This is a genomic window from Streptomyces sp. bgisy027, from assembly GCF_057710365.1.
This window is the reverse complement of sequence record NZ_JBYIVZ010000080.1, coordinates 1-24,451: the sequence shown is the minus strand read 5'-3', so window position 1 is coordinate 24,451 and position 24,451 is coordinate 1. Positions and strand designations below refer to the sequence as shown.

18 protein-coding genes are annotated in these 24,451 nt (G+C 71.8%); 10 read left to right on the top strand and 8 right to left on the bottom strand.

All coding sequences use genetic code 11. The annotated features are described in order from the left end of the window. Nucleotides 1–31: 31 nt before the first annotated feature. The 3 genes from AC3ETA_RS45020 to AC3ETA_RS45010 form a co-directional block, all read right to left on the bottom strand. Nucleotides 32–1,108, bottom strand: a complete 1,077-nt coding sequence (locus AC3ETA_RS45020) for a hypothetical protein (RefSeq protein WP_432198677.1) — start codon at nt 1,106–1,108, stop codon at nt 32–34. A 156-nt stretch (nt 1,109–1,264) separates the two neighbouring features. Continuing rightward, nucleotides 1,265–1,966, bottom strand: coding sequence for a LuxR C-terminal-related transcriptional regulator (locus AC3ETA_RS45015; protein ID WP_432198676.1), 702 nt, complete (start codon nt 1,964–1,966; stop codon nt 1,265–1,267). Between the two features lie 138 nt (nt 1,967–2,104). Next, on the bottom strand, nt 2,105–2,989 hold the full coding sequence (locus tag AC3ETA_RS45010; RefSeq protein ID WP_432198675.1) for an amidohydrolase family protein: 885 nt from the start codon (nt 2,987–2,989) through the stop codon (nt 2,105–2,107). Nucleotides 2,990–3,205: 216 nt separating this feature from the next. Between AC3ETA_RS45010 and AC3ETA_RS45005 the strand changes: the two genes are divergently transcribed. From AC3ETA_RS45005 to AC3ETA_RS44975, 7 genes are read left to right on the top strand one after another with little or no spacing between them, the layout of a single operon-like run. Then, on the top strand, nt 3,206–5,758 hold the full coding sequence (locus tag AC3ETA_RS45005) for a Pls/PosA family non-ribosomal peptide synthetase (RefSeq protein ID WP_432198674.1): 2,553 nt from the start codon (nt 3,206–3,208) through the stop codon (nt 5,756–5,758). Further along, on the top strand, nt 5,755–8,331 hold the full coding sequence (locus AC3ETA_RS45000) for a non-ribosomal peptide synthetase (protein WP_432198688.1): 2,577 nt from the start codon (nt 5,755–5,757) through the stop codon (nt 8,329–8,331). The genes AC3ETA_RS45005 and AC3ETA_RS45000 overlap by 4 nt, the downstream gene beginning before the upstream one ends. A gap of 23 nt (nt 8,332–8,354) precedes the next feature. Then, the gene (locus AC3ETA_RS44995) at nt 8,355–9,359 is read left to right on the top strand and encodes a TauD/TfdA family dioxygenase (RefSeq protein WP_432198673.1); all 1,005 of its coding nucleotides are present in this window, start codon (nt 8,355–8,357) and stop codon (nt 9,357–9,359) included. Then, the gene (gene sbnB, locus AC3ETA_RS44990) at nt 9,356–10,426 is read left to right on the top strand and encodes a 2,3-diaminopropionate biosynthesis protein SbnB (RefSeq protein ID WP_432198672.1); all 1,071 of its coding nucleotides are present in this window, start codon (nt 9,356–9,358) and stop codon (nt 10,424–10,426) included. Before AC3ETA_RS44995 ends, sbnB begins: the two co-directional genes overlap by 4 nt. Nucleotides 10,427–10,468: 42 nt before the next feature. Continuing rightward, complete coding sequence (gene sbnA, locus AC3ETA_RS44985; protein WP_432198671.1) at nt 10,469–11,629, top strand: 2,3-diaminopropionate biosynthesis protein SbnA; 1,161 nt, start codon at nt 10,469–10,471, stop codon at nt 11,627–11,629. 43 nt (nt 11,630–11,672) lie between these two features. Next, nucleotides 11,673–12,257: a sigma-70 family RNA polymerase sigma factor gene (locus AC3ETA_RS44980; protein WP_432198670.1), complete on the top strand. Its 585-nt coding sequence runs from the start codon at nt 11,673–11,675 to the stop codon at nt 12,255–12,257. Continuing rightward, a complete protein-coding gene (locus AC3ETA_RS44975; protein ID WP_432198669.1) occupies nt 12,254–13,000 on the top strand; it encodes an anti-sigma factor in 747 nt (248 codons plus the stop codon). Before AC3ETA_RS44980 ends, AC3ETA_RS44975 begins: the two co-directional genes overlap by 4 nt. Nucleotides 13,001–13,008: 8 nt before the next feature. On the opposite strand, the gene AC3ETA_RS44970 is transcribed toward AC3ETA_RS44975, so the two are convergent. Beyond that, nucleotides 13,009–14,166, bottom strand: a complete 1,158-nt coding sequence (locus AC3ETA_RS44970; protein ID WP_432198668.1) for a magnesium and cobalt transport protein CorA — start codon at nt 14,164–14,166, stop codon at nt 13,009–13,011. Between the two features lie 151 nt (nt 14,167–14,317). Between AC3ETA_RS44970 and AC3ETA_RS44965 the strand changes: the two genes are divergently transcribed. Further along, complete coding sequence (locus AC3ETA_RS44965) at nt 14,318–15,421, top strand: winged helix DNA-binding domain-containing protein (RefSeq protein ID WP_432198667.1); 1,104 nt, start codon at nt 14,318–14,320, stop codon at nt 15,419–15,421. A 12-nt stretch (nt 15,422–15,433) separates the two neighbouring features. On the opposite strand, the gene AC3ETA_RS44960 is transcribed toward AC3ETA_RS44965, so the two are convergent. From AC3ETA_RS44960 to AC3ETA_RS44945, 4 genes are all read right to left on the bottom strand, one after another. Further along, entirely contained in the window at nt 15,434–16,081 is a 648-nt protein-coding gene (locus AC3ETA_RS44960; RefSeq protein ID WP_432198666.1) for a LysE family translocator, read from the bottom strand. Nucleotides 16,082–16,230: 149 nt separating this feature from the next. Further along, a complete protein-coding gene (locus AC3ETA_RS44955) occupies nt 16,231–17,019 on the bottom strand; it encodes a S1 family peptidase (protein ID WP_432198665.1) in 789 nt (262 codons plus the stop codon). 222 nt (nt 17,020–17,241) lie between these two features. Beyond that, nucleotides 17,242–20,061, bottom strand: coding sequence for an ATP-binding protein (locus tag AC3ETA_RS44950; RefSeq protein WP_432198664.1), 2,820 nt, complete (start codon nt 20,059–20,061; stop codon nt 17,242–17,244). Nucleotides 20,062–20,242: 181 nt separating this feature from the next. Beyond that, entirely contained in the window at nt 20,243–21,067 is an 825-nt protein-coding gene (locus AC3ETA_RS44945) for a helix-turn-helix transcriptional regulator (protein WP_432198687.1), read from the bottom strand. Between the two features lie 128 nt (nt 21,068–21,195). Between AC3ETA_RS44945 and AC3ETA_RS44940 the strand changes: the two genes are divergently transcribed. Together AC3ETA_RS44940 and AC3ETA_RS44935 are read left to right on the top strand one after the other, a co-directional pair. After that, nucleotides 21,196–22,866 carry an AMP-binding protein gene (locus tag AC3ETA_RS44940; protein ID WP_432198663.1) on the top strand — a complete coding sequence of 557 codons (1,671 nt, stop codon included), beginning with the start codon at nt 21,196–21,198 and terminating at the stop codon, nt 22,864–22,866. After that, the coding region (locus AC3ETA_RS44935; protein ID WP_432198662.1) for an AMP-binding protein at nt 22,863–24,451 on the top strand (1,589 nt) is incomplete at its 3' end. The genes AC3ETA_RS44940 and AC3ETA_RS44935, both read left to right, overlap by 4 nt.

The window sequence follows — 24,451 nt, the reverse complement described above, 5'->3', positions numbered from 1 at the left end:
GACGGCACCGGACAGGATCAGCTGCTCCTGGTTACCACTGGTCCTTGTCGTGGTGCTTGGTGTGGGTGGGCTTCGACGGGTAGTCAGGCTTGCCGGGGTGCGAGGGCTTGTCGGGGTGCGAAGGCTTCTCCGGGTGGGAAGGCTTGTCCGGATGCGAGGGCTTGTCGGGGTGTGCGGGCTTTGACGGCTTGTCGGGGTGTGCGGGCTTTGACGGGTAGTCGGGTTTCGACGGCTTGTCGGGGTGTGCGGGCTTTGACGGGTAGTCGGGTTTCGACGGCTTGTCGGGGTGTGCGGGCTTTGACGGGTAGTCGGGTTTCGACGGCTTGTCGGGGTGCGCCGGCTTCGACGGGTACTCGGGTTTGGCCGGCTTGGCCGGGTAGGCGGGCTTCTCGGGCTTCGTGGGCTTGGCCGGGTACGCGGGTTTGGCGGGGTATTCAGGCTTGGCCGGCTTCGCCGGATAGGCAGGCTTCTCGGGGTAAGCGGGCTTGGCCGGGTATTCAGGCTTGACGGGCTTCGCGGGGTAGACAGGCTTGGCCGGGTATTCCGGCTTCACCGGCTTGGCCGGGTACACAGGCTTCGCGGGGTATTCCGGCTTGGCGGGCTTTGCCGGATAGACCGGCTTCACCGGGTACTCAGGCTTGGCGGGCTTTGCCGGATAGACCGGCTTGGCCGGGTGTACAGGCTTGGCGGGGTATTCCGGCTTCACGGGCTTGGCGGGGTACTCCGGTTTCACGGGCTTTGCCGGGTATTCGGGCTTGGCCGGCTTGTCCGGGTGCACCGGCTTGACCGGCTTCGCGGGGTACTCCGGCTTCACCGGGTGAACGGGCTTGTCCGGGTGAACGGGCTTTGCCGGGTACTCGGGCCTGGCCGGCTTGCCGGGGTGTTCCGGCTTTGCGGGGTGCATCGGCTTCCCCGGGTGCTCCGGCTTCGCCGGATACGCCGGCTTCGGAGCGTGGGCCGGGTGGACCGGCTTGCTCGGGTACGGCGGGTGGGGCGTCGCGTGGTCGTCGGCGTAGACGGTGCCCCCGCTCGCCAGGGCGGCTGCGGCGAGCGCGGCGGCCATGGCCGCCGGCGTCAGAACAGATCGCCATCTCGGCGATGTCGTCATCTTCCACTCTCCTCGACTTGGTTCAGGGCCTCGTGACGGCTGGTCAGCACCAAGAGCCGGACAGTGGAATGAATAGGAAATGGGGTGATATGAATAACGCTCAAGCGGCGAGAAGCCACCGGATGGTGTAGCGCGCGCCCGCCAGTTGGCCCGGCGTCAGGCGGCGGGGCGCACGAGGCCGGACTCGTACGCGAACGTCACCGCCTGGACGCGAGCGCGGGCGCCGATCTTGGTGAGGATATTGCTCACGTGCGTCTTCACGGTCGTAGGCGCGATGGAGAGTCGTTCGGCGATCTCGGCGTTGGACCAGCCCGAGGCCACGGCGACGAGGACGTCCCGTTCGCGTCCGGTCAGGGTGTCGAGCCCGGAAGTGCGCGACAGGGGGCGTACGGTGCGCTGTTCGCGGACGGCGTCGATGAGTGCGCGCGTCAGTGCGGGCGTGATGACGGCGTCCCCGGCGGCCACGACCCGGACGGCCGAGGCGAGTTCGTCGGGGGCGGCGTCCTCCAGGAGGAACCCGTCCGCGCCGGCGCGCAGGGCGGCGTGCGCGTGCTCCTCGTGACCTGCGGGGGTGAGCACCAGGACGCGGGGGGTGTGCGGCTCCGAGTCGGCGGGTTCGGGCGGGCGGGGGAGGCGCCCCCGGCGCGTGAGGTGCCGGACGGTCTCCAGGGTGTCCGACGGCCCGGACGGGCGACCGGCCACCAGGACGACGTCAGGGCGCAGTGCGGCGCTCAGCCGGACCGCCTCGGCCTCGCTCGTCGCCTCCCCGACGACGTGCAGATCCGGCTCGGCACCGAGAAGCATGCGCAGGGCGAGGCGCTGGAGAGACTGGTCGTTGACCACGAGTACGGAGACCATGCCTGTCTTCTTCCTGGTCGAGGCGGGTGACGTGACGTCCAGCGAGCTGAACGAAACGGTTTCGTTCAGCAACGCTAGCGCAGCTCCCGTGCAGACGCAGTAGGAGATCGGTCACTGCTCCACCAGGGCCGGGCCCTGTCACAGCCCGAACAGGCGGGCCCCGTTGTCGTGGCACACACCGCGCAGCCACTCGTCCCCGAGCTCCAGACGCTCCAGGGCCGCCAGCTGATGGGCGTACGGATAGGGGATGTTGGGGAAGTCGCTGCCGAGCAGGATCCGGTCGCCGAGGCCGGCCAGGCGGGGCAGCGCCCGGCGCGGGAACGGCGCCATGCGCTCGCTGAAGTCGGTGAACGCCATGGTCGTGTCGAGCCGCACCTCGTCGTACCGCTCGGCGAGGTCGAGGAAGTCCTCGTACTCGGGCAGTCCCATGTGCGCGACGATCAGCCGCAGCCGGGGATGCCGGGCGAGCACGCGGCCTATCGGCTCGGGCCCGGTGTACTTGCCGGGCATGGGGCCCGAGCCGCAGTGGATCACGACGGGTGTGGCGGCCTCGGCCAGCAGTCCCCAGGTGGCGTCGAGGGCCTCGTCGGCCGGGTCGTACGCGCCCACCTGCACATGCGCCTTGAAGACCCGGGTGCCCGCCTCGATCGCCTCGCGGACGTACGACTCGGCTCCCGGCTCCGGGAAGAAGGTCGAGGTGTGCAGGCAGTCCGGGGTGCGGCGGGCGAAGTCGACGGCCCAGCCGTTGAGCCACTCGGCCATGTCCGCCTTGTGCGGGTAGAGCATCGACGTGAACGCCCGCACGCCCAGGCCCCGGATCACGGCGACCCGTTCGGCCTCCTCCGCGCGGTAGGTGATCGGCCACGCGACCCCGCCGGTCAGCGGGCCGAGCGAGTCGAAGTAGCCCCAGACCTTGTGCAGCACGCGCTCCGGCATGAAGTGGGTGTGCACGTCGACGAGCCCCGGCAGCCCGAGCCGCTGCCAGAACCGCCGTACCTCAACCGCCTCGTCAGCCGTGTCCATGCGGTGCCTCTCCGACTCGGGTCGCGTTCCGCCGTCGATTCTCGCGCGAAGTTTCCGGGTGGGGTGATCCGTCGGCGTCCCGGTGCCGAATCAAGGGCATGGGTGGTTCCGGCCGCGGTCCGCGTCGTTCGCACCCGGTGGCAGTCCGGGACGGGTGTGCGACGCGGGCGGGCCGGTGCCGGCCGGCATTTTCTCGGCACCCTCCCAGGAGCTGACATGGTGGACAAGCCGGTGGAGACGTTTTCCTCCGCCCGGGAGGAATCCACGGCCCTCCTGGACGGGAGCGGAGAACCCGCCGCGGTCGAGAGAACCCTCGCCACTGTGCTGGCCTCGGTGGTGCGGACCGAGCACGTGCCCGTCGACAGTCACTTCTTCGACGACCTGGGCGCCGACTCGCTGGTGATGGCGCACTTCTGCGCGCGAGTCAGGAAGCGTGGCGATCTGCCGTCGGTGTCGATGAAGGATGTCTACCGGTACCCGACGATTCGGAGTCTCGCGACCGCCCTCACGGACGATCCGCCCGTTGCGCCGGCGCAGCCGGCGGCCGTGACCCCGGCGGTGGAGCCGGCTCCGGCTCGTCCCCCGGCGAGTACACGGCGGTACGTCCTGTGCGGCGCCCTCCAGCTCCTGGCCTTCCTCGGGTACTTCTACGTCATCGCCTTCGGCACCGCCGTGGGCTACGAGTGGATCTCCGCCGGATCGGGCGTGCTCGACACCTACTCGCGCTCGGTCGTGTTCGGCGGTGTGGCCTTCGTGGGCCTGTGCGCGCTTCCCGTCCTGGCGAAATGGACGCTCGTCGGGCGGTGGAAGCCTCGGCAGATACCCATCTGGAGCCTTGCGTACGTCCGCTTCTGGATCGTGAAGACGCTGGTCCGGTCGGACCCCCTGGTGCTGTTCAGCGGTTCGCCGCTCTACCTGCTCTACCTCAGGGCACTGGGCGCGAAGGTCGGGAGGGGCGCGGTGGTCCTCTCACGGCAGGTTCCCGTGTGCACCGACCTGCTCACCATCGGTGACGGCACGGTCGTCCGCAAGGACTCGTTCTTCTCCTGCTACCGGGCCCACGCCGGAGTGATCCAGCCGGGCAGGGTCACTCTCGGCAGGAACGTGCTGGTCAGCGAGGCCACAGTGCTCGACATCGACACCTCGATGGGTGACGGGGCCCAGCTCGGGCACGCCTCCTCGCTGCACCGCGGGCAGGCGGTGCCCGACGGCGGGCACTGGCACGGGTCCCCGGCACAGCCGACCGACGTCGACTACCGGGCCGTGGGGTCGGCCCGCTGCGGTGCGGTGCGCAGAGCCGCCCACAGCGGCGTACAACTGCTGCTCGCGCTGGCCGTGTACGCACCGCTGGCGGTCGGCGGACTGGTCGCGATGCTCGTCGAGGTCCCGCAGCTCAGCACGGCCCTGGACCCCGGACCCGCGGTCCTCGGCGAGGGGACGTTCTACATCGAGGCGCTGGTGATCTCCTTCGTCCTCGTCTTCGGCGCCGTGCCCGCCGGTCTCCTCGTCCTGACCGTGATTCCCCGGCTGCTCGGCCTGACCATCAGACCGGGCCGGACCTACCGGCTGTACGGCTTCCACTTCGAGGTGCACCGGACGATCGCGCTCCTGACCAACTGGAAGTTCCTCAAGCGCCTGTTCGGTGACAGCTCCGCCATCGTCCACTACCTGAAGGGCCTCGGGTACGACCTCTCCCGCGTCGAGCAGACCGGGTCGAACTTCGGCACGGAGATGAAGCACGAGACGCCGTACCTGAGCTCCGTCGGGCGCGGGACGATGATCGCGGACGGCCTGTCGGTCATGAACGCCGACTTCTCCAGCACCGCGTTCCGCGTGTCCCGGGTGTCGATCGGGCCGCGCAACTTCCTCGGGAACCGGATCGCGTACCCCACGCGGGGCAGGACCGGCGACAACTGCCTCCTCGCGACCAAGGTGATGGTGCCGGTCGACGGCGAGATCCGCGAGGGCGTGGGGCTGCTGGGTTCGCCCAGCTTCGAGATACCCCGCTCGGTCCTGCGGGACAGCAGCTTCGACCGGTTCAAGTGCCCTGAGGAGCTCCGGCGCGGTCTGGCCGCCAAGACCAGGCACAACGTCGCCACCATGGCCTGGTACCTGCTGTCGCGCTGGATCTACGTCTTCGCTCTCGCCCTGCTCGTCACAGCGGCCGCGGAGCTGTACGGACCGCTCGGCGTGACGGGGCTGGTGCTGGCCGACCTCCTCGTCCTGCTCCTGACCACCGCGTACTTCGTGCTGGTCGAACGCGCCGTCACCGCGCTCCGTCCGCTCAGGCCGCTGTTCTGCTCGATCTACACCCCGGACTTCTGGGAGCACGAGCGCTACTGGAAGGTGCCGTCGGAGACCTACCTGAGGATCTTCAACGGCACCCCGTTCAAGAACATGATCTGGCGGGCGCTGGGTGTGCGGCTCGGCCGCATGGTCTTCGACGACGGCTGCCATCTGACGGAACGTGCCATGGCCGCCATCGGGGACGGCTGCACGCTCAACTCGGGGAGCGTCGTGCAGTGCCACTCGCAGGAGGACGGCGCCTTCAAGTCCGACCGGATCACGATCGGCTCCGGATGCACCCTCGGGGTCGGCGCCTTCGTCCACTACGGCGTGACGGTGGGCGACGGCGCGGTGCTCGGCCCCGACTCCTTCCTGATGAAGGGGGAGGTGGTCCCGCAGAACGCGTGGTGGGCCGGGAATCCGGCAAGACCGATCCGTTCGCACGGCGAGGACGAGAGGAGGTCGCCGCCATGGCAGTCATGACGACGTCCGCGACGGCCGGCCGGGAGTTCTGGCGGGGCGTGCTCAGCGCAGGTGGCGTCACCACGATCCCCCGGTGGACGGCGGACCCGGCGGACCCGGCGAACCGCGTCGCCGAGCACGAGGCGACGCTCACCGGGGAACTGACGGCCGCGCTGGGCCGCCTCGCAAACGAGCTGGCGGTACCTCTGCGCTCGCTGATGCTGGCCGCCCACGCGAAGGTGCTCGCCGCCCTGTCCGGCGAGAACGAGGTCACGACCGGCTACGTCGCCGTACCGGCCGGGCGGCCGCTGCCCTGCCGTCTGACCGTCGCCCCCGGCTCGTGGCGGACGCTGGTGCTCCACACCCACCGGGCCGAATCGGAGCTGCTGCGGCACAAGGACTTCCCCGTGGACGGACTCCGGCATGAGCTGGGCCTGCCCGGACCGTCGGGCGAGGCCGTGTTCGATCCGCACGGCGCGGGAGGCGAACTCGCCGGGAACGCCGTGCTGCGGGTGGCGATCCCGCGCGGCGGCGACCGGCGCACGCTGCGCCTGCGGTACCGGACCGACGCGCTCGACCGGGCGGGCGCGGCGCGGATCGCGGGCTACCACCTCACCGCGCTCACGCTGCTCGCCGCCGATCCGGATGCCGCGCACGGCCGGCAGAGCCTGCTCTCCGCCGAGGAGCGCCGCTTCCAGCTCGAAGGGCTCGCAGGACCCCGCCGGGAGCTGCCCGACCGCCGCGTCCACGAGCTGTTCGAAGAACGCGTCAGGGCACACCCGGACGCCATGGCCGCCGTATGCGGCGAGCGGCGGTGGACGTACCGGGAACTCAACGCGCGGGCCAACCGGTTGGCGCGGGCCCTGCTGGCCCGGGGCCTGCGCAGGGAAGGCGTCGTCGCGGTGGTCATGGAGCGGAACCTGGACTGGGCGGCCGCCGTCCTCGCGGTCTTCAAGAGCGGAGGGGCGTACCTGCCCGTGGAGCCGCACTTCCCGGCCGAGCGCATCACGACCATGCTCGCGCGCGCCGGGTGCCGGCTCGTGCTGACCGAGCCGGGCAGCACCACGACCCTCGACCGGGCCCTCGACGCGCTGCCCGGGGTCCGGTCGCTGCACGTCGACGCGGCCTGCGCGGAGGGCCACCCGGACACCGACCCCGGCGTCGGCGTCACACCGGACCAACTCGCCTACATCTACTTCACGTCCGGCTCCACCGGCGAGCCCAAGGGCGCCATGTGCGAGCACGCGGGCATGCTCAACCACATCTCCGCCAAGATCGACGACCTGGGGATCGGCGAGGGGCGGACCGTCGCCCAGACCGCGCCCCAGTGCTTCGACATCTCGCTCTGGCAACTGGTTGCCGCGCTCCTGGCCGGCGGGCGGACCCTGATCGTCGAGCAGGACGCGATCCTGGACGTCCCCCGGTTCGTCGAGACGATCACCCGCGGCGGGGCCGACGTGCTCCAGGTGGTGCCGTCGTACCTCGACGCCGTCGTGTCCTACCTGGAGCGCCGGCCGCGCGCACTGCCGCCGGATCTGCGGTGCGTGTCGGTCACCGGCGAGGCGCTGAAGAAGGAGCTCGTACAGCGCTGGTTCGCGGTCGCGCCCGGTATCGGGCTGGTCAACGCCTACGGCCTGACCGAGACATCGGACGACACCAATCACGAGGTGATGGACCGGGTGCCGGACGGCGAACGGGTCCCGCTCGGCCCACCCATCGGCAACGTGCACGTCTACGTCGTGGACGAGCACCTGTCACCGGTGCCGCTCGGCGCCCCCGGCGCGATCGTCTTCGCCGGCGTCTGCGTCGGCCGCGGCTATGTCAACGACCCCGAGCGCACCCGGCAGTCCTTCATGGCGGATCCGCACCACGCCGGCCTACGGCTCTACCGGGGCGGCGACTACGGCCGCTGGGCGCCCGGAGGCAGGCTGGAGTTCCTCGGCCGCCAGGACAACCAGGTCAAGATCCGCGGATTCCGGATCGAGATCGGGGAGGTCGAGAGCGCCGTGCTACGGGTACCCGGGGTCCGCGACGGAGCGGTGGTCGCCGTCGACGGGGCGGCCGGGCAGGGCGGACGTCTGGTGGCCTTCTACCGCGCCGAGGGCCCGCTGGAGGACGGCGTGGTGCGGGAACGGCTCGGCCGGTCGCTGCCCGAGTACATGGTCCCCTCGGAGTTCCACCGGCAGCGGAGCCTGCCGGTGACCGCGAACGGCAAAGTCGACCGGAAAGCCCTGACCGCGCTCGCCGCACGGCTCGGCGCCATGGACCCGGACGCCGGATCCGACGGCACGGCCGAGAAGGGCAGCGACACCCCCCGAACACCGACCGAGCTGCGGCTGGCGGGCCTGTGGGCCCAGGTGCTCGACGTACCGCGGGACACGATCCGCCGGCACGACGACTTCTTCGACCGCGGCGGCACATCACTCGCGGCGGTGCGGCTCGCGATCGCCCTGGACCGTGCGGTGGACATCAAGGACATCGATCGCCACCCCGTCCTGGCCGACCTGGCCCGTTGCGTCGACGACGGGTCCCGAGCCGCCGTACCCCCGGCATCCGCGGCCACCGTCGGCCCGGCACCACCGACCTCCCCCTGAACCGCGACCGGAAGGAGACCGAGATGCCGTCCTCGCTGCCCCTGCCGATGCCCGGCGTCGAACTGGAGCCCGGCAGACCGCCGGTCCTCCGTGCCGACTCCACCGGCGACGCGGCGAGTTGGGCCGCCGAACACCGGGACGCGGTGCGCGCCCTGGTCGCCGAGCACGGCTCGCTCCTGGTCCGCGGTCTCGGGCTGGGCGACCGAGCCGACACCGCGGCCGTCGTCCGGCGGCTGGCCTCCGGTCCGATGACCGAGAAGGAGGCCTTCGCGCCCCGGCAGGCCCACTCCGACGGCATCTACTCCTCGTCGAAGTGGCCGCCGCACCAGCCGATGTGCATGCACCACGAGCTCAGTTACGCCCTGGAGTTCCCCGGCCTCATGCTGTTCGCCTGCCTCACCGCGCCCGCCGTCGGCGGGGCGACCGCGCTGGCCGACGCTCCGGCGGTGCTGGGCGCGCTGCCCGCCGACCTCGTCGAACGGTTCCTGAGAGAGGGCTGGCTGCTCACCCGCAGCTACCACGAGGAGATCGGGGCGTCCTTGGCCGATGCCTTCGGCAGCGACGACCGCGGCGTCATCGAGAGCTACTGCCGCGCGGCCGCGATCGAGTTCGAGTGGCAGCCCGACGGCGGACTGCGGACCCGGCAGCGGCGCAGCGCCGTGGTGCGCCACCCGGTCTCGGGCCGGCGCTGCTGGTTCAACCAGATCGCGTTCCTCAACGAGTGGACGCTGGCCCCGGAGATCCGTGAGTACCTGGTGGACGTCTACGGCGCCGACGGGCTGCCGTTCAACACCCGCTACGGGGACGGCGCACCGATCGGTGAGGACACCGTTCAGCTCCTCAACGAGGTCTACCGGTCCCACACCGTGCGCGAGCCGTGGCAGGACGGCGACCTGATGCTCGTCGACAACGTCCGCACCGCCCACAGCAGGGAGCCGTACGAGGGGCCGCGCGAAGTGCTCGTCGCGATGACGGAAGCGGTGCGCCTGGCCGACTGCTCACCGACCGCGGAGGTGATCGCCCGATGACCACCACTCCTTCCCCCACCTGGGAGCCCGCCGGCTCCGGGCCGGTCACCGTGCCACCGTTCGCGGTCGTGTCCGGCGGCCAGGTCCAGCAGGCGCTGCGGGGGCGCGAGAAGCAGATCGTCGAGGTGGTCGAGGACACCTACCGGCTGCACAGTGCCGGCGATTCGGTGAACCCTCCGTCCCACTTCCTGCGTTTCCCCGACCGCCCGTCGTCCCGGATCATCGCCCTGCCCGCCTCGATCGGCGGGGAGGCAGGGGTGGACGGCCTGAAGTGGATCTCCAGCTGTCCGCAGAACGTGGCGGCCGGCATCCCGAGGGCCTCGGCGGTGCTCATCCTCAACGACCGCCGCACCGGCTACCCCTTCGCCTGCATGGAGGCCTCGATCATCAGCGCCACGAGGACGGCGGCGTCGGCGGCACTGGCGGCGGACGTGCTCAGCCGCGACCGACGGCGCCCGACCCGCGTCGGCTTCGTGGGGACAGGCCTGATCGCCCGCTACATCCACACCTTCCTGGCCGGTACCGGTTGGTCGTTCGACGCCATCGGCATACACGACGTGTCCGCCGACAGCGCGGCAGGCTTCCGCTGCTACCTGGAGCAGTCCGGCGCCACCGGCTGGATCGCCGTGCACGACAGCGCCGAGGAGCTGATCCGCCGCAGCGACCTGGTCGTCTTCGCCACGGTCGCCGCCCGGCCGCACATCGGCGAGCCGTCGTGGTTCGCACACCGTCCGCTCGTACTGCATGTGTCGCTGCGCGACCTCGCTCCGGAGATCGTGCTCGACTCGGACAACATCGTCGACGACGTCGAGCACTGTCTGCGGGCGGAGACCTCCGTCCACCTGGCCGAACGGCTCACCGGCAACCGCGACTTCCTGACGGGCACGCTGGCCGACGTGATGGCCGCACGCGTGACGCCGTCGGCGGACCGGACCGTGGTGTTCTCGCCCTTCGGCCTCGGAGTGCTCGATCTGGCGGTCGGCAAATACGTCTACGACGAGGTGGCAGGCTCCGGGGAGCTGCACGTCGTCGACGGCTTCTTCCATGAGCTGCGCCGGTACGGATGAACAACCGTCCCGCGCGGCCCCTTTCGATCCGCGGAGGCCATCGTGTCAGTCATATCCGCCCCCTACACCTTCAACGAGGAGGATCTCTACGTCGACCTCCGGCCGGTACTCGGGCGCGGGCTCTACCTGAAGTGCGAGGGCTTCAACTTCGCCGGCTCGATCAAGCTGAAGCCCGCGACCGAGATGGTGGAGGCCGCCGAACGGGCCGGGGTCCTCACCCCGCGGTCGGTGCTGCTGGAGTCCTCGTCGGGGAACATGGGCGTGGCACTCAGCATGATCGCGGCGAGCAAGGGCTACCGGTTCCGGTGCGTGACGGACTCCCGCTGCAACCTGTCGACCAGGCTGGTGATGAAGGCCCTGGGCGCCCAGGTGCACGTGATCACCGAGCCGAGCGCCGACGGCGGCTTCCTGCGCGCACGGATCGACTACGTTCGCGCACTGTGCGCCCTCGACGACCGGTACGTGTGGCTGAGCCAGTACACCAACCCGGAGAACTGGCGGGCGCACTACCGCAGGACCGGGCCCGCCATCGCCCGCTCGTTCCCGAAGCTGGATGTGCTGTTCGTCGGCGCCGGCACCACCGGCACACTGATGGGCTGCGCCCGCTACTTCCGGCACTGGCACCGGCGGGTCCGCATCGTCGCCGTCGACAGCGTCGGCTCCGTGACCTTCGGCGGTGCCCCGGGCCGCCGTATGCTCCCCGGCCTGGGCATGAGCGTCAGCCCGCCACTGCTCGACGAGTCCTTCGTCGACGATGCCGTGCACGTCGAGGAGGCGGACACCATCCGCGCCTGCCATCACCTGGCCCGCCGGGGATTCCTCTTCGGCGGTTCCACCGGCACCGTCGTCAGCGGCGCGATGCGCTGGCTGGCCGCCCACGACTCGGCCGGACTCACCGCGGTGGCCATCGCCCCCGACCTGGGCGAGCGCTACCTGGAGACCGTCTACCAGGCCAACTGGGTCGAGGCCCTCTACGGCGAGGACGTGCTGCGCCCCGGTGACCCGGCCGCCGTCCCCGCACCACCGGTCCTCGTGTCCGGGCCCCGGGTGAGCCACCCGGGACGCCCGGACCCGGCCTGGACCGATGGCATCAGGACCGTCCGCCCGAGCCGGCCGGCACCGGGCTCCTGGACGGCGGAGTCCGCCCCACTCCGGGATGCGGGCGACGGCCGGGCCTCGGACACTGTGGGGGAGGGCGCATGACTCCCGGCACGGCGCGTCGAGGCACACACAGGCGGGAGAGGGTGTGGCGAAGCGGCAGGCCTCCGAGGCCCGGCACATCGGTGCAGCCGAGACGGATCGTCTGCTGGTGTCCGTCGCCGCGGGCAGTCAGGACGCCTTCAGCCGCCTCTACGACGTGGCCGCCGGCCCGATCTACGGCATGGCGTGCCGGGTCCTCCAGGACCAGGGCCGTGCCGAGGAGGTGGCCCAGGAAGTCATGCTCGAGGTCTGGCAGAGCGCCCCCCGCTACCGGCCCGAGAACGGGCATGCCATGACCTGGATGATGACCATCGCCCACCATCGCGCCGTGGACAGCGTCCGCACCCTGCAACGGTCCGCGGAACGCGAGCGGGCCGTCTCCCAGCAGGAAGCGGTCCTCGCCCACGACGACGTCGTGGAGACGGTGGAGTCGCTCGGGGAACGCGAACAGGTGCGCTCCTGCCTGAAGGAGCTCTCCGCCGAGCTGCGGCAACCGGTGGTGCTTGCCTACTACCAGGGCCTGACCCAGACCGAGATCGCCGCGGCGCTGTCCCTGCCGCTCGGCACCGTCAAGAGCCGGCTGCGCAGGGCACTGACCCACCTGCGGCACTGCCTGGGAGCGCCCCCGTGATCACCGCCGACGCACACGACCTCGCGGGTGCGTTCGCGGTGGACGCCCTCACCCGGGAGGAGCGCGAGGAGTTCCTGCGGCACGCCGCCGGCTGCCCCGACTGCGCGCACGAGGTCGCACGCCATCAGCAGGCCGCCACCTGGCTCGGTCTCGCGGCGGCCCGCACCCCCGCGCCGGAACTGAAGGACCGTGTCCTCGCCGAGGTGGCCCGGACCCCGCAGCTCCCCGCGACGCTCCCCGGTCGGCCGGGGGCGCGCCGCGGCCGACGGTTCACACCGCGGCTGCTCAATCTCGCGCTGGCCGCCTGTCTGGCCGCGGCCGCGGCGTTCGGCGGTCTGGCGGCCTGGCAGCACCAGGAGGCACGGGAGGCACGCCAGGCGGCCGACAGCCGGACCGCCGACTTCGCCCGGCTCCTGGCGGCCCCCGACACCACGTTCGTCAAGCAGGACGTGTCCTACGGCGGCTCCGGCACCGTCGCGGTGTCACGCCACCTGGACCAGGCGGCCTACTTCTGCGAGGACCTGGCCCCGCTGCCCCCGGACAGGACCTACCAGTTGTGGTACATCGCCCCCGGGAACCATGTCCGCTCCGCCGGGCTCCTCCCCGCCAGAACCGCCCTTCAGGCCGTGTCCCTTCCCCCGCCAGGCACCGCCGCCTCCCTCGCCCTCACCGTCGAACCGGACAAAGGATCCGCCGAACCCAGCACCGAACCCCTCGCCACCTGGGCCCTCCCCGCCGTCTGACGGTGCGCTCAGAGCCAGTCCTTGCGCTTGAAGATGACGTACAGACCGGTGCACACGACGGCCATCAGGGCGATCGCGAAGGGGTAGCCGAACACCCAGTGCAGCTCCGGCATGTGGTCGAAGTTCATGCCGTAGATGGTGCCGACCAGCGTCGGGGCGAAGAGGATGGCCGCCCAGGACGAGATCCTCTTGATCTCCTCGTTCTGCTCGAATCCCGCCTCCGCGAGCGCCCGCATCTCCGCGTTCTGCTGCTGCGTGACCAGGGTCGCGTTGACCGTGAGGATCTCGGTGAGGGCCTGGCGGAAGCCGTCGACGCGTTCGCTGGTGTGCGTGACGTGGTCGGCCACGTCACGCAGATAGCGCTGGAGCTCCTCGTCGGTGCCGTACTTGGAGAAGCCCGCCATCAGTCCGTGCAGCATGCCGACGAGCGGGCGGGTGGCGCGCTGGAACTCGACCATCTCGCGCGAGAGTTCGTAGATGCGGCGGGAGACCTCGGGGTCGCCGCGGAAGACCTCGGTCTCGATCTCGTCGATGTCGATCTGGACGCCCGCCACGACCGGCTCGTAGCCGTCGACGACCGCGTCCAGGATGGCGTAGAGCACCGCCTCCGGGCCGAGTTTGAGCAGCTCGGGCGTCTCCTCCATGCGTCGGCGCACCGCCGACAGATCGGGGGCCGCGCCATGACGGACCGTGATCACGAAGTCGGGGCCGACGAAGACGTGGAGCTCGCCGAAGTCGACCTCCTCGGGCGCGTCGAGATAGCGGGCGGCGCGCAGCACCACGAAGAGCGTGTCGCCGTAGCGCTCCAGCTTGGGCCGCTGATGTGCCTCCATCGCGTCCTCGACGGCCAGCGGATGCAGGTCGAACTCGGCGGCCAGGGACAGCAGCTCGGCGTCCGTGGGCCGGGCCAGGCCGATCCACGCCATGCCGGCCGGCCGGTCGCGCAGCTCGCGGTAGGTCTCGGCGAGCGTGGCGGGGGAGGACACCCGCACGCCGTCCCGGTACAGCGCCGCCTGCACGACGCTGACCACCTCGGACTGCTCCGGAGCGCCGGAGGACGGCGCGGGCACCGGCGCGGGGGGCTCCGCCGGCGGCGGGGTGAAGCCGCGGCGCCACACGGACTTCATGGGGTTCTTCGAGGCGGGGCGGGGGCGTCGCTCGGACATTGCGGCTCCCTCCCGATCAGGGCGACGGGTGCGCGTGCGTGATCACCGAGCAGGATATACGGGGCGAATGGCATGGGCGGGGCGAGCCGACGCAGGACCGCACGAGAGTTGAGGACAGAGGGTGTCCGCAAGTCTCGCTAGCGTGACCGGTATGACGAAGCGGACCACGGCAGAGGCCGTCCTCAGCACCCGCGCCCTCAACCGCGCGACCCTCGACCGGCAGCTCCTGCTGCGCCGCTCGCCGATGTCAGCCATGGCGGCCGTGGAGCATCTGGTCGGTCTCCAGGCGCAGGAGGTCAAGCCGCCCTACTACGCGCTCGCGGCCCGTCTCGACGGCTTCACGCCCGAGGACCTGTCCGGGCGGCTCGCCGACCGCTCGGCCGTGCGGATGGTCACCATGCGCTCCACGATCCACCTGCACGGCGCCGAGGACAGCCTCACCCTGCGCCCGCTGGTGCAGCCCGCGCGGGACCGCGAGATCAACTACTTCCGCAAGGGCCTCGCCGGCGTCGACCTCGACCGGCTCGCGGCGCTCTCCCGTGAACTCGTCGAGGCGGAGCCGCGCACCATGAAGCAGCTGCGCGAGGCACTCGGCGCCGAGTGGCCGGACGCCGACCCGCAGTCCCTGGCCGTCGCCGCCCGCTGCAAGCTGCCCCTGGTCCAGGTCACCCCGCGAGGGCTGTGGGGCCGCGGCGCGCAGGTCTCCCTCACCACCGTCGAGCACTGGCTGGGGCGCCCCGCCGAGCCGGCCGCCTCGGCCGACGCCACGGTCCTGCGCTATCTGGCCGCCTTCGGGCCGGCGTCCGTGAAGGACATGCAGACCTGGTCCGGCCTGACCCGGATGCGCCCCGCCTTCGAGCGGCTGCGCCCCGAGCTGCTCGTCCTCCGGGACGAGAACGGCGTCGAACTCTTCGACCTCCCCGACGCCCCCCTCCCCGACGAGGACACCCCCGCGCCGCCCCGCTTCCTGCCGGAGTTCGACAACCTGCTGCTCTCCCACGCCGACCGCACCCGGGTCGTGCCGCCCGCGAACCGTGGCCGCACCTGGCAGGTGAACACCGTCTACTGCCCGTTCCTCGTCGACGGCTTCCTCGCCGGCGTGTGGCGCATCCTCGACGACGCCCTCGTCATCGAGCCGTTCGACGACCTGACCAAGGCGCAGCGCGGGGAGGTGACCGAGGAGGCGGCGCGCATGCTGCAGGTCATGCACCCGCAGGAGTCGTACGACATCCGGTTCGGGACCGTCCTGCCGTAGCCGCGGCGGTTCTCAGTCCGCGCGGCCCGTCACCGCAACCGTCACGCCGAGCCCGATCATGGTGCATCCGCCGGCGCCGCCGATCAGCGACAGCCGCCGGTCCGAGCGGGCGAACCAGGTGCGCGTCGCGGACGCGGTCAGGCCCCACGCGGTGTCCGTGACCAGGCCGATCATGATCGGGATCAGGCCCAGCACCAGCATCTGCAAGGGGACCCGGCCCGCGGACTGGTCCACGAACTGGGGGAGTACGGCGGCGAAGAACACCACGCCCTTGGGATTGGTGATGCCGACCAGGGCGCCGTCGAGGACCGTGCGCAGATCACCGCGGGCCGGACGCGCCGAGGCGGGTCCGGCCGCCGACACCCGCAGCTCCTTGCGGCGGAGGAACGCCTGGACGCCCAGGAACACCAGGTAGGCCGCGCCCGCCAGTTTGACCGCGAGGTAGATCGCGGCGGAGCGCTCCACCAGTGAACCGATGCCCACCGCGACCGCGATCACCAGCGCGTACGAGCCGAAGACGTTGCCGATGGCCGTCGCCACCGCGGTGCGGCGGCCATGGGCCAGCGCCCGGCCGATCACGAACAGCACACCGGGTCCCGGGATCAGGACCACCAGCAGCGACATCGCCGCGAACGCCAGCAGCCGGTCGGTGGACACCATGACCATCACCTCCGTACGAACCCGGCCATTCAACACCGGGTCGGGCGGACATGGACAGGGGGCGTTGCGGGCCGCTCGTGGAGGCCCGCAACGCCCCCCGGTCTCTCACCTGAGGTGTGCTCAGGAGACCTTCTGGACGACGTTCCCGGTCAGGGTCCGACCTGCTCGGCCACCTCGTCCGAGAACGTGGTCAGCCGGGTGTAGACACCCGGGTGACCGGCCTGGGCGCAACCCTCGCCCCAGGAAGTGATCCCTGCCAGGACGCCCCCGATGAGCAGGGGACCGCCGCTGTCGCCCTGGCAGGTGTCGACGCCGCCGGAGGTGTATCCGGCGCAAACCATGTCGGACGCGATGAAGTCCGAACCGTAGGAGGCGGCGCAACTGGAGTCGGAGACCGTCGGCACGGTCGCCGTGCGCAGCTGGTTGGAGGAACTGCCGCCCGAGGAGGTGGTGCCCCAGCCGAGGATGCGGGCCGTGGTGCCCGCGGCGTACACGCCGGTGTCCGAGGAGTCGACGTACGAGGCCGGGGTGTACGGCATCGACGTGGACAGGGTCAGCACGGCCACGTCGTTGCCCTGGGTGACGTCCTGGTAGTCCGGGTGGATCCAGATGTCGCTGACCCGGCGGACCGTGCCGTTCGTGCCGTTGAGGTAGGTGCGGCCGCCGACCACCCGGACACTGGAGCCGGTCTCGCCGACCATGCAGTGGGCGGCGGTGACGACCTTGGTGGCCGAGACCAGGGTGCCGCCGCAGAACTGGTTCTGCGAGGCGTCGGTGATCTGCATCATGAACGGGTACGCGCTCGTCGTGGTGGTCGAACCGCCCACGATGCGCGAGTCGGCGGCCTCAGCGGTGGGGGTACTGAGCAGGGCCGCCGCGGCGGCGGCGACGGTGGCCGCCACGGCGGCCGTCCTTCTGGCACGGGTGAGCCCGAACACGAGACTCCTCAAGGGGGATTGCCGGTGGGGGGTCGCACGGGTGTGGGGGGTTGCACGAGGGACGCGGGACCGGCCCCCGTGTGCCCGGGCGAGCGGCACATCCACAAGGTAGGTCCCGGACGTTCCCCTTCCCAATGAGGGAAGCCCCTAAGGGAGTTGGGCAGGGAAAACCCTCGGTCGTGTACCGCTAAACCTGCGCGGACCGACCTGGAGGGGTGAAATTCACGTCGTGCGGCGTCCGGCCGCGAGTCGGACGATGTCGACCCGCGACCGGATCCCGAGCTTGCGGTAGACCCGGGTCAGGGTCGCCTCGACGGTCTTGACGCTGATGAACAGGCGCGCGGCGATCTCCCGGTTCGTCGCGCCCTCCATGACCAGCGCGGCGACCTGACGCTCCATCGAGGCGAGCCCGTCCAGACCGTCGAGGCCGTCGGGTGCGACGGCGGGAGCGGGAGCCGGCTGCACGGTGCCCATGGCGGCCGCCGCCTCGACCCGCCGCAGCCACGGCAGCGCCCGGCAGCGGCGGAACAGCCGGGCCGGTTCGTCGTACGCCGTCGGACCCGGGGCACCGGACCGCAGTTGGGCCAGCGCGAAGGCCGCCCGCGCCTCCTCCAGGCCGTAACCCAGCTTGCCGAGCCGGTCCTGGGCCGACGTCAGCTGGGCCACCGCGGCGTCCCGGTCGCCGCGTGCGGCGCGCACCAGTGCCTGAGCCCGGTCCAGCACGGCCAGCACACTCTCGCGGTCCAGCCGCAGCGCCTGCTCGCGGGTGACGTCGATGACGTCCTGCGCCTCCGCGATCTCGCCGCTTCGCACCAGGGCTTCGGCGAGGTCGCCGTGCCAGCGGCCGCGGGCCGGATCGGTGATGCCGAGCCCCTGCTCCACCTCGCGCACCCGGCGCAGCGAACGCACCGCAGCCTCGGTGTCCCCGGCCACCAGCTGGGCGTGACCGAGGGCGGCCAGGGCCCGGGAGACGTACATCTGGTCGCCGTCCTCCTCGGCGTGCTCCATCGCCTCCCGCGCCAGCGTCAGCGCCCGCTCCACCTCGCCGCCCGCCGCCTCGGCGAGCGAGGTCAGCACGGCGGAGGCGACCTCGCCGATCCCGGTGTCACGGGCGAGCCGCAGGCTCTCGCGGGCCAGGTCCAGGGCGCGTCCGCAGTGGCCGGAGTGCAGCTCGGTCTCCGCGACCCCGCGCAGGAAGTGCACCTCGCTCTCGACCCAGCCGTGCCGGCGCACCTCCCGCAGCAGCGCGGTGACCGCCGCGCGGGCCTCCGGAAGCTGGTCGCTCATGATCAGCCAGCGGAAGCGGGAGTAGCCGGCACCGTTGTGATGGCAGGCCACCCTCGGGTCCTGGGGCTCCTCCAGGGCGCGCCGGATGGTCGCGGGGGCGTCCGGGTGGCCCATCAGGGTCTCGATCTGTGCCTTGAGGGCGAGCGCCAGGAGCTCGGTGTAGCGGTCGCCGGCCCGCGCGGCCAGCTCGGCCGCGTACCCGGCCTCCTCGCGGGCCTCGTCGAAGTCGCCCTCCACGAGCAGGGCGCGCCAGGTCAGTTGGTAGTGGACCAGAGCCAGCAGGTTCGGGTCCTCGCCCGCGTCGGCCAGCGCCTGCGGGAAGATCGAGTCGACCTCCGTCATCGCGTGGCCGGCCGTCTCGATCACCGCGATCCAGGCCCGCACCCGCTCCGCCGGCACGGCCGTGCGCGCGAGCACCTCGCGCGCGATGTCCCGGGCGAGGTCCAGCTCGCCCGCGGTGATCGCGTCCTCGGTGGCGGCGAGCCGCAGGGCGTCCGGGCTCGGTGCGCCGTCCGCCGGGGTGTGCCGGGCGGCGAGCAGGGAGAGCTGCGCGGCCACCGACGGCGCGCCCCGGTCCCGGGCCAGTGCGGCGGCCTCGGCCAGGCGGGCGGCGACCTCCGGGTCGGTGCCGGTGGTCGCGAGGGCCAGGTGCCGGGCGCGTTCGATCGGGTCGGAGGCGGCCGTGGACAGCGCCGCGTGCGCGGCCCGGCGTTCCTGCGCGGGCGCCTCCGCGTACAGCGCGGCGGAGATCATCGGGTGCGCGAACCGGACGGCGGGACCCTCGGGTTCGGTCGCCAGCAGCCCGAGTTCGGCGGCCTGCGCGGTCTCGGCCTCGGCGTCGTCCCGGCCGGCCGCGTGCAGCAGGGCGAGGGTCGGGCGGGCGCCCGCGCTCGCGACGAGGAGCGTGCGGCGGGCCTGGTCCGACAGCATCTCCAGCCGGTTCAGCACCAGGGCGCGCAGCGAGGTGGGCACCGGCAGCGGCTCGCCGGGGCGGGGCGGGGTGGCGTTCTCGGCGAGGGCGCGGCCCAGTTCGAGGGCGAACAGGGCGTTGCCCCCGCTGGTGCGGTGGATGTCCCGGACGGTGGAGCGGGGCAGACCGGTGTAGCCGCGGTTCTCCAGCAGGGTGGACATCTGGGCGCGGGACAGCGGGCCGAGCCGTACGGCGAGGGTGTCCGGCGGAGACGCGCGTAGCTGGCGGTCGTACTCCTCGTCGTCGGTCCGCACCGCGAACAGCATCCGCACCGGGGTGTCGCCGAGCCGGCGGGCGGCGAAGCCGAGGAGTTCGGCGCTGGCCGGATCCAGCCACTGGATGTCGTCGGCGACGACGAGAACGGGGCCGGTGTCGGCGAGGGCGCGCAGCGCGGACAGCACGGCCAGCCGCAGGGCGAGACCGTCGCGCTGGAGGGTGGACTCGCCGCGACCGGTGAGTGCCGCTTCCAGGGCGGTGAGCTGGGCGGCCGGGAGCCGGTCGGAGACCTCGTCCAGGACCAGGCCGAGGAGGTCGGCCAGGGCCAGGAAGGGCAGGTGGGATTCGGACTCCGTGGGCGAGCAGCGCAACACGGTGCGCGCCGTCGCGCCGCATTCGCCGGCCAATGCCCGCAGGACCGTCGACTTCCCAATTCCGGCAGGGCCGTGAAGCAGCACGCTGCCGCCCCGGGCGAGCTGCTCACGTGCCGCCGTGAACAGCTCCTCCCTGCCGATGACCTGGTCGGGGCGGCATCTGGCAGGCTCCTTGAAGTCCCGTCGCACGGTCACCGCTCCCCTCCGTGTGTCGTGTCCGGGCCAATATTAGGCAATAGGTCTTTGAATTTCGGACCGCCGGCAAGGTGAGCCAAATAACAACCGTGGGGCATGGGGCAATTCAAGGCGCGGGTGAATGAATGAGGGGTTGTCGCCGTGGTCCGGACCACGGCGGCAATGGTCCGGACCACTGCCGCTACGGCAGCAGCCCCGCCCTGCGCGCCGCCGCCACCGCCTCCCCCCGTGTGTGGGCACCCAGCCTTCGCATGGCCGACCGCAGATAGCCCTTCACGGTCTCCGCGCGCAGCCCCAGCCGCTCGGCGATGGCCGCGTTCGTGGCACCGGCGGCCACGCACGCCAGCACGTCCACCTCGCGCGGGGCCAGAAGTACGCCGCTCGCCGCGGGCGGCTCCGTCAGCAGGCCGCAGGCGTCCAGCAGTTCCGCGCGCAGGGCCGGGTCGCCGATGCGCGAGGCGAGCGCCCGCAGCGCCGCGTGCGCCTCACGGACCTGCTCCCACACCGCGCTGCGGTCGGGCGGCGCCGGTTGTGCCCGGGCCGCCTCCAGCAGCCCGCTCGCCTCCTCGCGCACCACCAGCGCCTGCTCGACGTCCCGCGCCGCGTCCACGGCCGCCGTCAGCGTGCGGTCGCCCAGCGGCTGCGGCGTGCGCAGGGCGCCGTACAGGACGCCGCGCACCCGGCGCCGTACGACGACCGGGACCGCCACCACCGAGCACAGCCCCTCCATGGCGACCGCCGCGTCGTACTCATGGGTGATCTGCCGAGAGGAGGAGTAGTCCGTGACGGCGCACGGGCGGGCCAGCGCCACGGCCTTGCCGCCCAGGCCGTTGCCGGAGGTCACCGCGAGCCTGCGCAGTGAGTCGGTGGACGTGCCGTTCAGTTCGCTGATGCGCACCCGCGGGTGCCCCGGCTCCACCAGTCCGCCGAAGGCGACCGGCAGCCCGGTCGAGCGGCGCAGGCGCACCAGCGCACGCCCTATCTCCACCGTTGCGACCGCGTTCACTGCCACGTACTCGCCCTTTCACCGCTGCTTCCCGGGCGCACACCCCCGTTCGGGGGTAGTGAGACCCACGTCACGGATTACACGATGGCAGAGAGCCGCCCGGCAAGGTCCGGTAACTAGGAGGACAGATGACGACGGGGACGGAGCTGTTCCGCAGCGCGCGGGACTTCCTGCTGGCACACCGCGAGGACTACGCCGCCGCCTACGAGGGCTTCTCCTGGCCCCGGCCCGGGCGATTCAACTGGGCGCTGGACTGGTTCGACGTGATCGCGGACGGGAACGACCGCATCGCCCTGCACATCGTCGAGGAGGACGGCACCGAGGTCCGGCTGTCCTTCGCCGAGATGGCCGAGCGCTCGGCCCGCGTCGCGAACTGGCTGCGGGCCCGCGGCGTCCGGCCCGAGGACCGGGTCCTCGTCATGCTCGGCAACCAGGCCGAGCTGTGGGAGACCGCCCTCGCCGCCATGAAGCTGGGCGCCGTCGTCATCCCGGCCACCCCGTTGCTCGGCCCGGCCGACCTGCGCGACCGGGTGGAGCGGGGACACGTCCGGCACGTGCTGGTGCGGTCCGAGGACACCGGCAAGTTCGACGAGGTGCCTGGCCGCTACACACGGATCGCCGTCGGCGGGGCCCGCGGGGGATGGCAGCGTTACGAGGACGCCTACACCGCGCCGGCCGAGTTCACCCCCGACGGGCCCACCGGTGCCGACGACCCGCTGATGCTCTACTTCACCTCCGGCACGACCGCCCGTCCCAAGCTGGTCGAGCACACCCACACCTCGTACCCCATCGGGCATCTGGCCACCATGTACTGGATCGGCCTCAAGCCCGGCGACGTGCATCTGAACATCTCCTCGCCCGGCTGGGCCAAGCACGCCTGGTCCAACCTGTTCGCGCCGTGGAACGCGGAGGCGACCGTCTTCATCCACAACTACGCCCGCTTCGACGCGGCCCGGCTGATGGCCGAGATGGACCGGGCGGGCGTCACCACCTTCTGCGCCCCGCCGACGGTCTGGCGCATGCTCATCCAGGCCGACCTGAGCGCGCTGCGCACCCCGCCCCGCGAGGTCGTGGCCGCGGGCGAGCCCCTGAACCCCGAGGTCATCGAGCAGGTCCGGCGGGCCTGGGGGGTGACCATCCGGGACGGCTTCGGGCAGACCGAGACCGCCGTCCAGGTCTCCAACAGCCCCGGCCAGCCCCTGAAGACCGGCTCCATGGGCCGCCCCAGCCCCGGCTTCCGCGTCGAACTGCTCGACCCGGTCTCCGGCGCACCCGGCGCCGACGAGGGCGAGATCGCCCTCGACCTGTCCGAGCGGCCCGTCGGCGTGATGACCGGCTACCACGGCGACCCCGACCGTACGGCGGAGGCGATGGCCGGCGGCTACTACCGCACCGGCGACATCGGCTCCCGGGACGCCGACGGCTACATCACCTACGTCGGCCGGGCCGACGACGTCTTCAAGGCGTCCGACTACAAGATCTCCCCCTTCGAGCTGGAGAGCGCGCTGCTGGAGCACGAGGCGGTGGCCGAGGCGGCCGTCGTGCCGGCGCCGGACGAGCTGCGGCTCGCGGTGCCCAAGGCGTACGTGGTCCTCGCTCAGGGCTGGGAGCCGGGGCCCGACACCGCCAAGGTGCTCTTCGAGCACTCCCGGGAGGTCCTCGCGCCGTACAAGCGGGTGCGCCGCCTGGAGTTCGCGCCGCTGCCCAAGACCGTCTCCGGCAAGATCCGCCGCATCGAGCTGCGCGAGGCCACGGCCGCCGGCTCGGACGCCGAGTACCGCGAGGAGGACTTCCGGTGAGCGCAGAGCTGTCGTACACCCACGGGACCGGCGACACCGTCCTGCTGGGCGACACCATCGGGGCGAACCTCGACCGGGCCGTCGCGGCCTGGCCGGACCGGGAGGCGCTGGTCGACGTGCCGTCCGGGCGGCGCTGGACCTACGCCGAGTTCTCCGCCGACGTGGACGAGCTGGCGTACGCACTGCTCGCGAGCGGGATCGCCAAGGGCGACCGGGTGGGCATCTGGGCGGTCAACTGCCCCGAGTGGGTCCTGGTCCAGTACGCCACCGCCCGCATCGGCGCGATCATGGTGAACATCAACCCGGCCTACCGCACCCACGAGGTCGAGTACGTCCTGAACCAGGCCGGTGTCTCCGTGCTGTTCGCCTCCCTGAGTCACAAGTCGAGCGACTACCGGGCGATGGTCGAGCAGGTGCGCGGCAAGTGCCCGCGGCTACGCGAGACCGTGTACATCGGGGACCCGAGCTGGCAGGCGCTGCTCGCGCGCGCGACGCCCGCCGCGTTCGAGGAGCTGTCCTGCGACGACCCCATCAACATCCAGTACACCTCGGGTACGACGGGCTTTCCCAAGGGGGCCACCCTCTCCCACCACAACATCCTCAACAACGGCTACTTCGTGGGGGAGCTGATCGCCTACAGCGAGCAGGACCGGGTGTGCATCCCGGTGCCCTTCTACCACTGCTTCGGCATGGTGATGGGCAATCTCGCCGCCACCTCCCACGGCGCCTGCATGGTCATCCCGGCGCCCTCCTTCGACCCGGGGGCCACGCTGGAGGCGGTCCAGCAGGAGCGCTGCACCTCGCTGTACGGCGTCCCGACCATGTTCATCGCGGAGCTCAACCTCCCCGACTTCGCCTCCTACGACCTCTCCACGCTGCGCACCGGCATCATGGCGGGCTCGCCCTGCCCGGTGGAGGTGATGAAGCGGGTGGTCGCCGAGATGCACATGGCGGAGGTCTCCATCTGCTACGGCATGACCGAGACGTCCCCGGTCTCGCTCCAGACCCGCATGGACGACGACCTGGAGCACCGCACCGGCACGGTCGGCCGGGTCCTGCCGCACATCGAGGTGAAGGTCGTCGACCCGGCGACCGGCGTGACCCGGCCGCGCGGCACGGCGGGCGAACTGTGCACCCGCGGCTACAGCGTGATGCTCGGCTACTGGGACGAGCCCGAGAAGACCGCCGAGGCCGTCGACGCCGGGCGCTGGATGCACACCGGTGACCTCGCGACGATGCGGGAGGACGGCTATGTCGAGATCGTCGGCCGCATCAAGGACATGATCATCCGGGGCGGCGAGAACATCTACCCGCGCGAGATCGAGGAGTTCCTTTACGCCCATCCCGGGATCGCGGACGTGCAGGTGGTCGGGGTGCCGCACGAGCGGTACGGCGAGGAGGTCCTGGCGTGCGTCATCCCGCGCGACGCCGCCGACCCGCTGACCCTGGAGGAACTGCGGGCCTTCTGCGAGGGGCAGCTCGCGCACTACAAGATCCCGAGCCGGCTGAGCATCCTCGACGCCTTCCCGATGACGGTGTCGGGGAAGGTGCGCAAGGTGGAACTGCGCGAGCGGTTCGCGACCGG

Excerpts from the sequence above, each read along its gene's own strand:
- AC3ETA_RS45020 (WP_432198677.1), bottom strand. The coding sequence starts at position 1,108 with ATGACGACATCGCCGAGATGGCGATCTGTTCTGACGCCGGCGGCCATG.
- AC3ETA_RS45015 (WP_432198676.1), bottom strand. The coding sequence starts at position 1,966 with ATGGTCTCCGTACTCGTGGTCAACGACCAGTCTCTCCAGCGCCTCGCC.
- AC3ETA_RS45010 (WP_432198675.1), bottom strand. The coding sequence starts at position 2,989 with ATGGACACGGCTGACGAGGCGGTTGAGGTACGGCGGTTCTGGCAGCGG.
- AC3ETA_RS45005 (WP_432198674.1), top strand. The coding sequence starts at position 3,206 with ATGGTGGACAAGCCGGTGGAGACGTTTTCCTCCGCCCGGGAGGAATCC.
- AC3ETA_RS45000 (WP_432198688.1), top strand. The coding sequence starts at position 5,755 with ATGACGACGTCCGCGACGGCCGGCCGGGAGTTCTGGCGGGGCGTGCTC.
- AC3ETA_RS44995 (WP_432198673.1), top strand. The coding sequence starts at position 8,355 with ATGCCGTCCTCGCTGCCCCTGCCGATGCCCGGCGTCGAACTGGAGCCC.
- sbnB (WP_432198672.1), top strand. The coding sequence starts at position 9,356 with ATGACCACCACTCCTTCCCCCACCTGGGAGCCCGCCGGCTCCGGGCCG.
- AC3ETA_RS44970 (WP_432198668.1), bottom strand. The coding sequence starts at position 14,166 with ATGTCCGAGCGACGCCCCCGCCCCGCCTCGAAGAACCCCATGAAGTCC.
- AC3ETA_RS44965 (WP_432198667.1), top strand. The coding sequence starts at position 14,318 with ATGACGAAGCGGACCACGGCAGAGGCCGTCCTCAGCACCCGCGCCCTC.
- AC3ETA_RS44960 (WP_432198666.1), bottom strand. The coding sequence starts at position 16,081 with ATGGTGTCCACCGACCGGCTGCTGGCGTTCGCGGCGATGTCGCTGCTG.
- AC3ETA_RS44940 (WP_432198663.1), top strand. The coding sequence starts at position 21,196 with ATGACGACGGGGACGGAGCTGTTCCGCAGCGCGCGGGACTTCCTGCTG.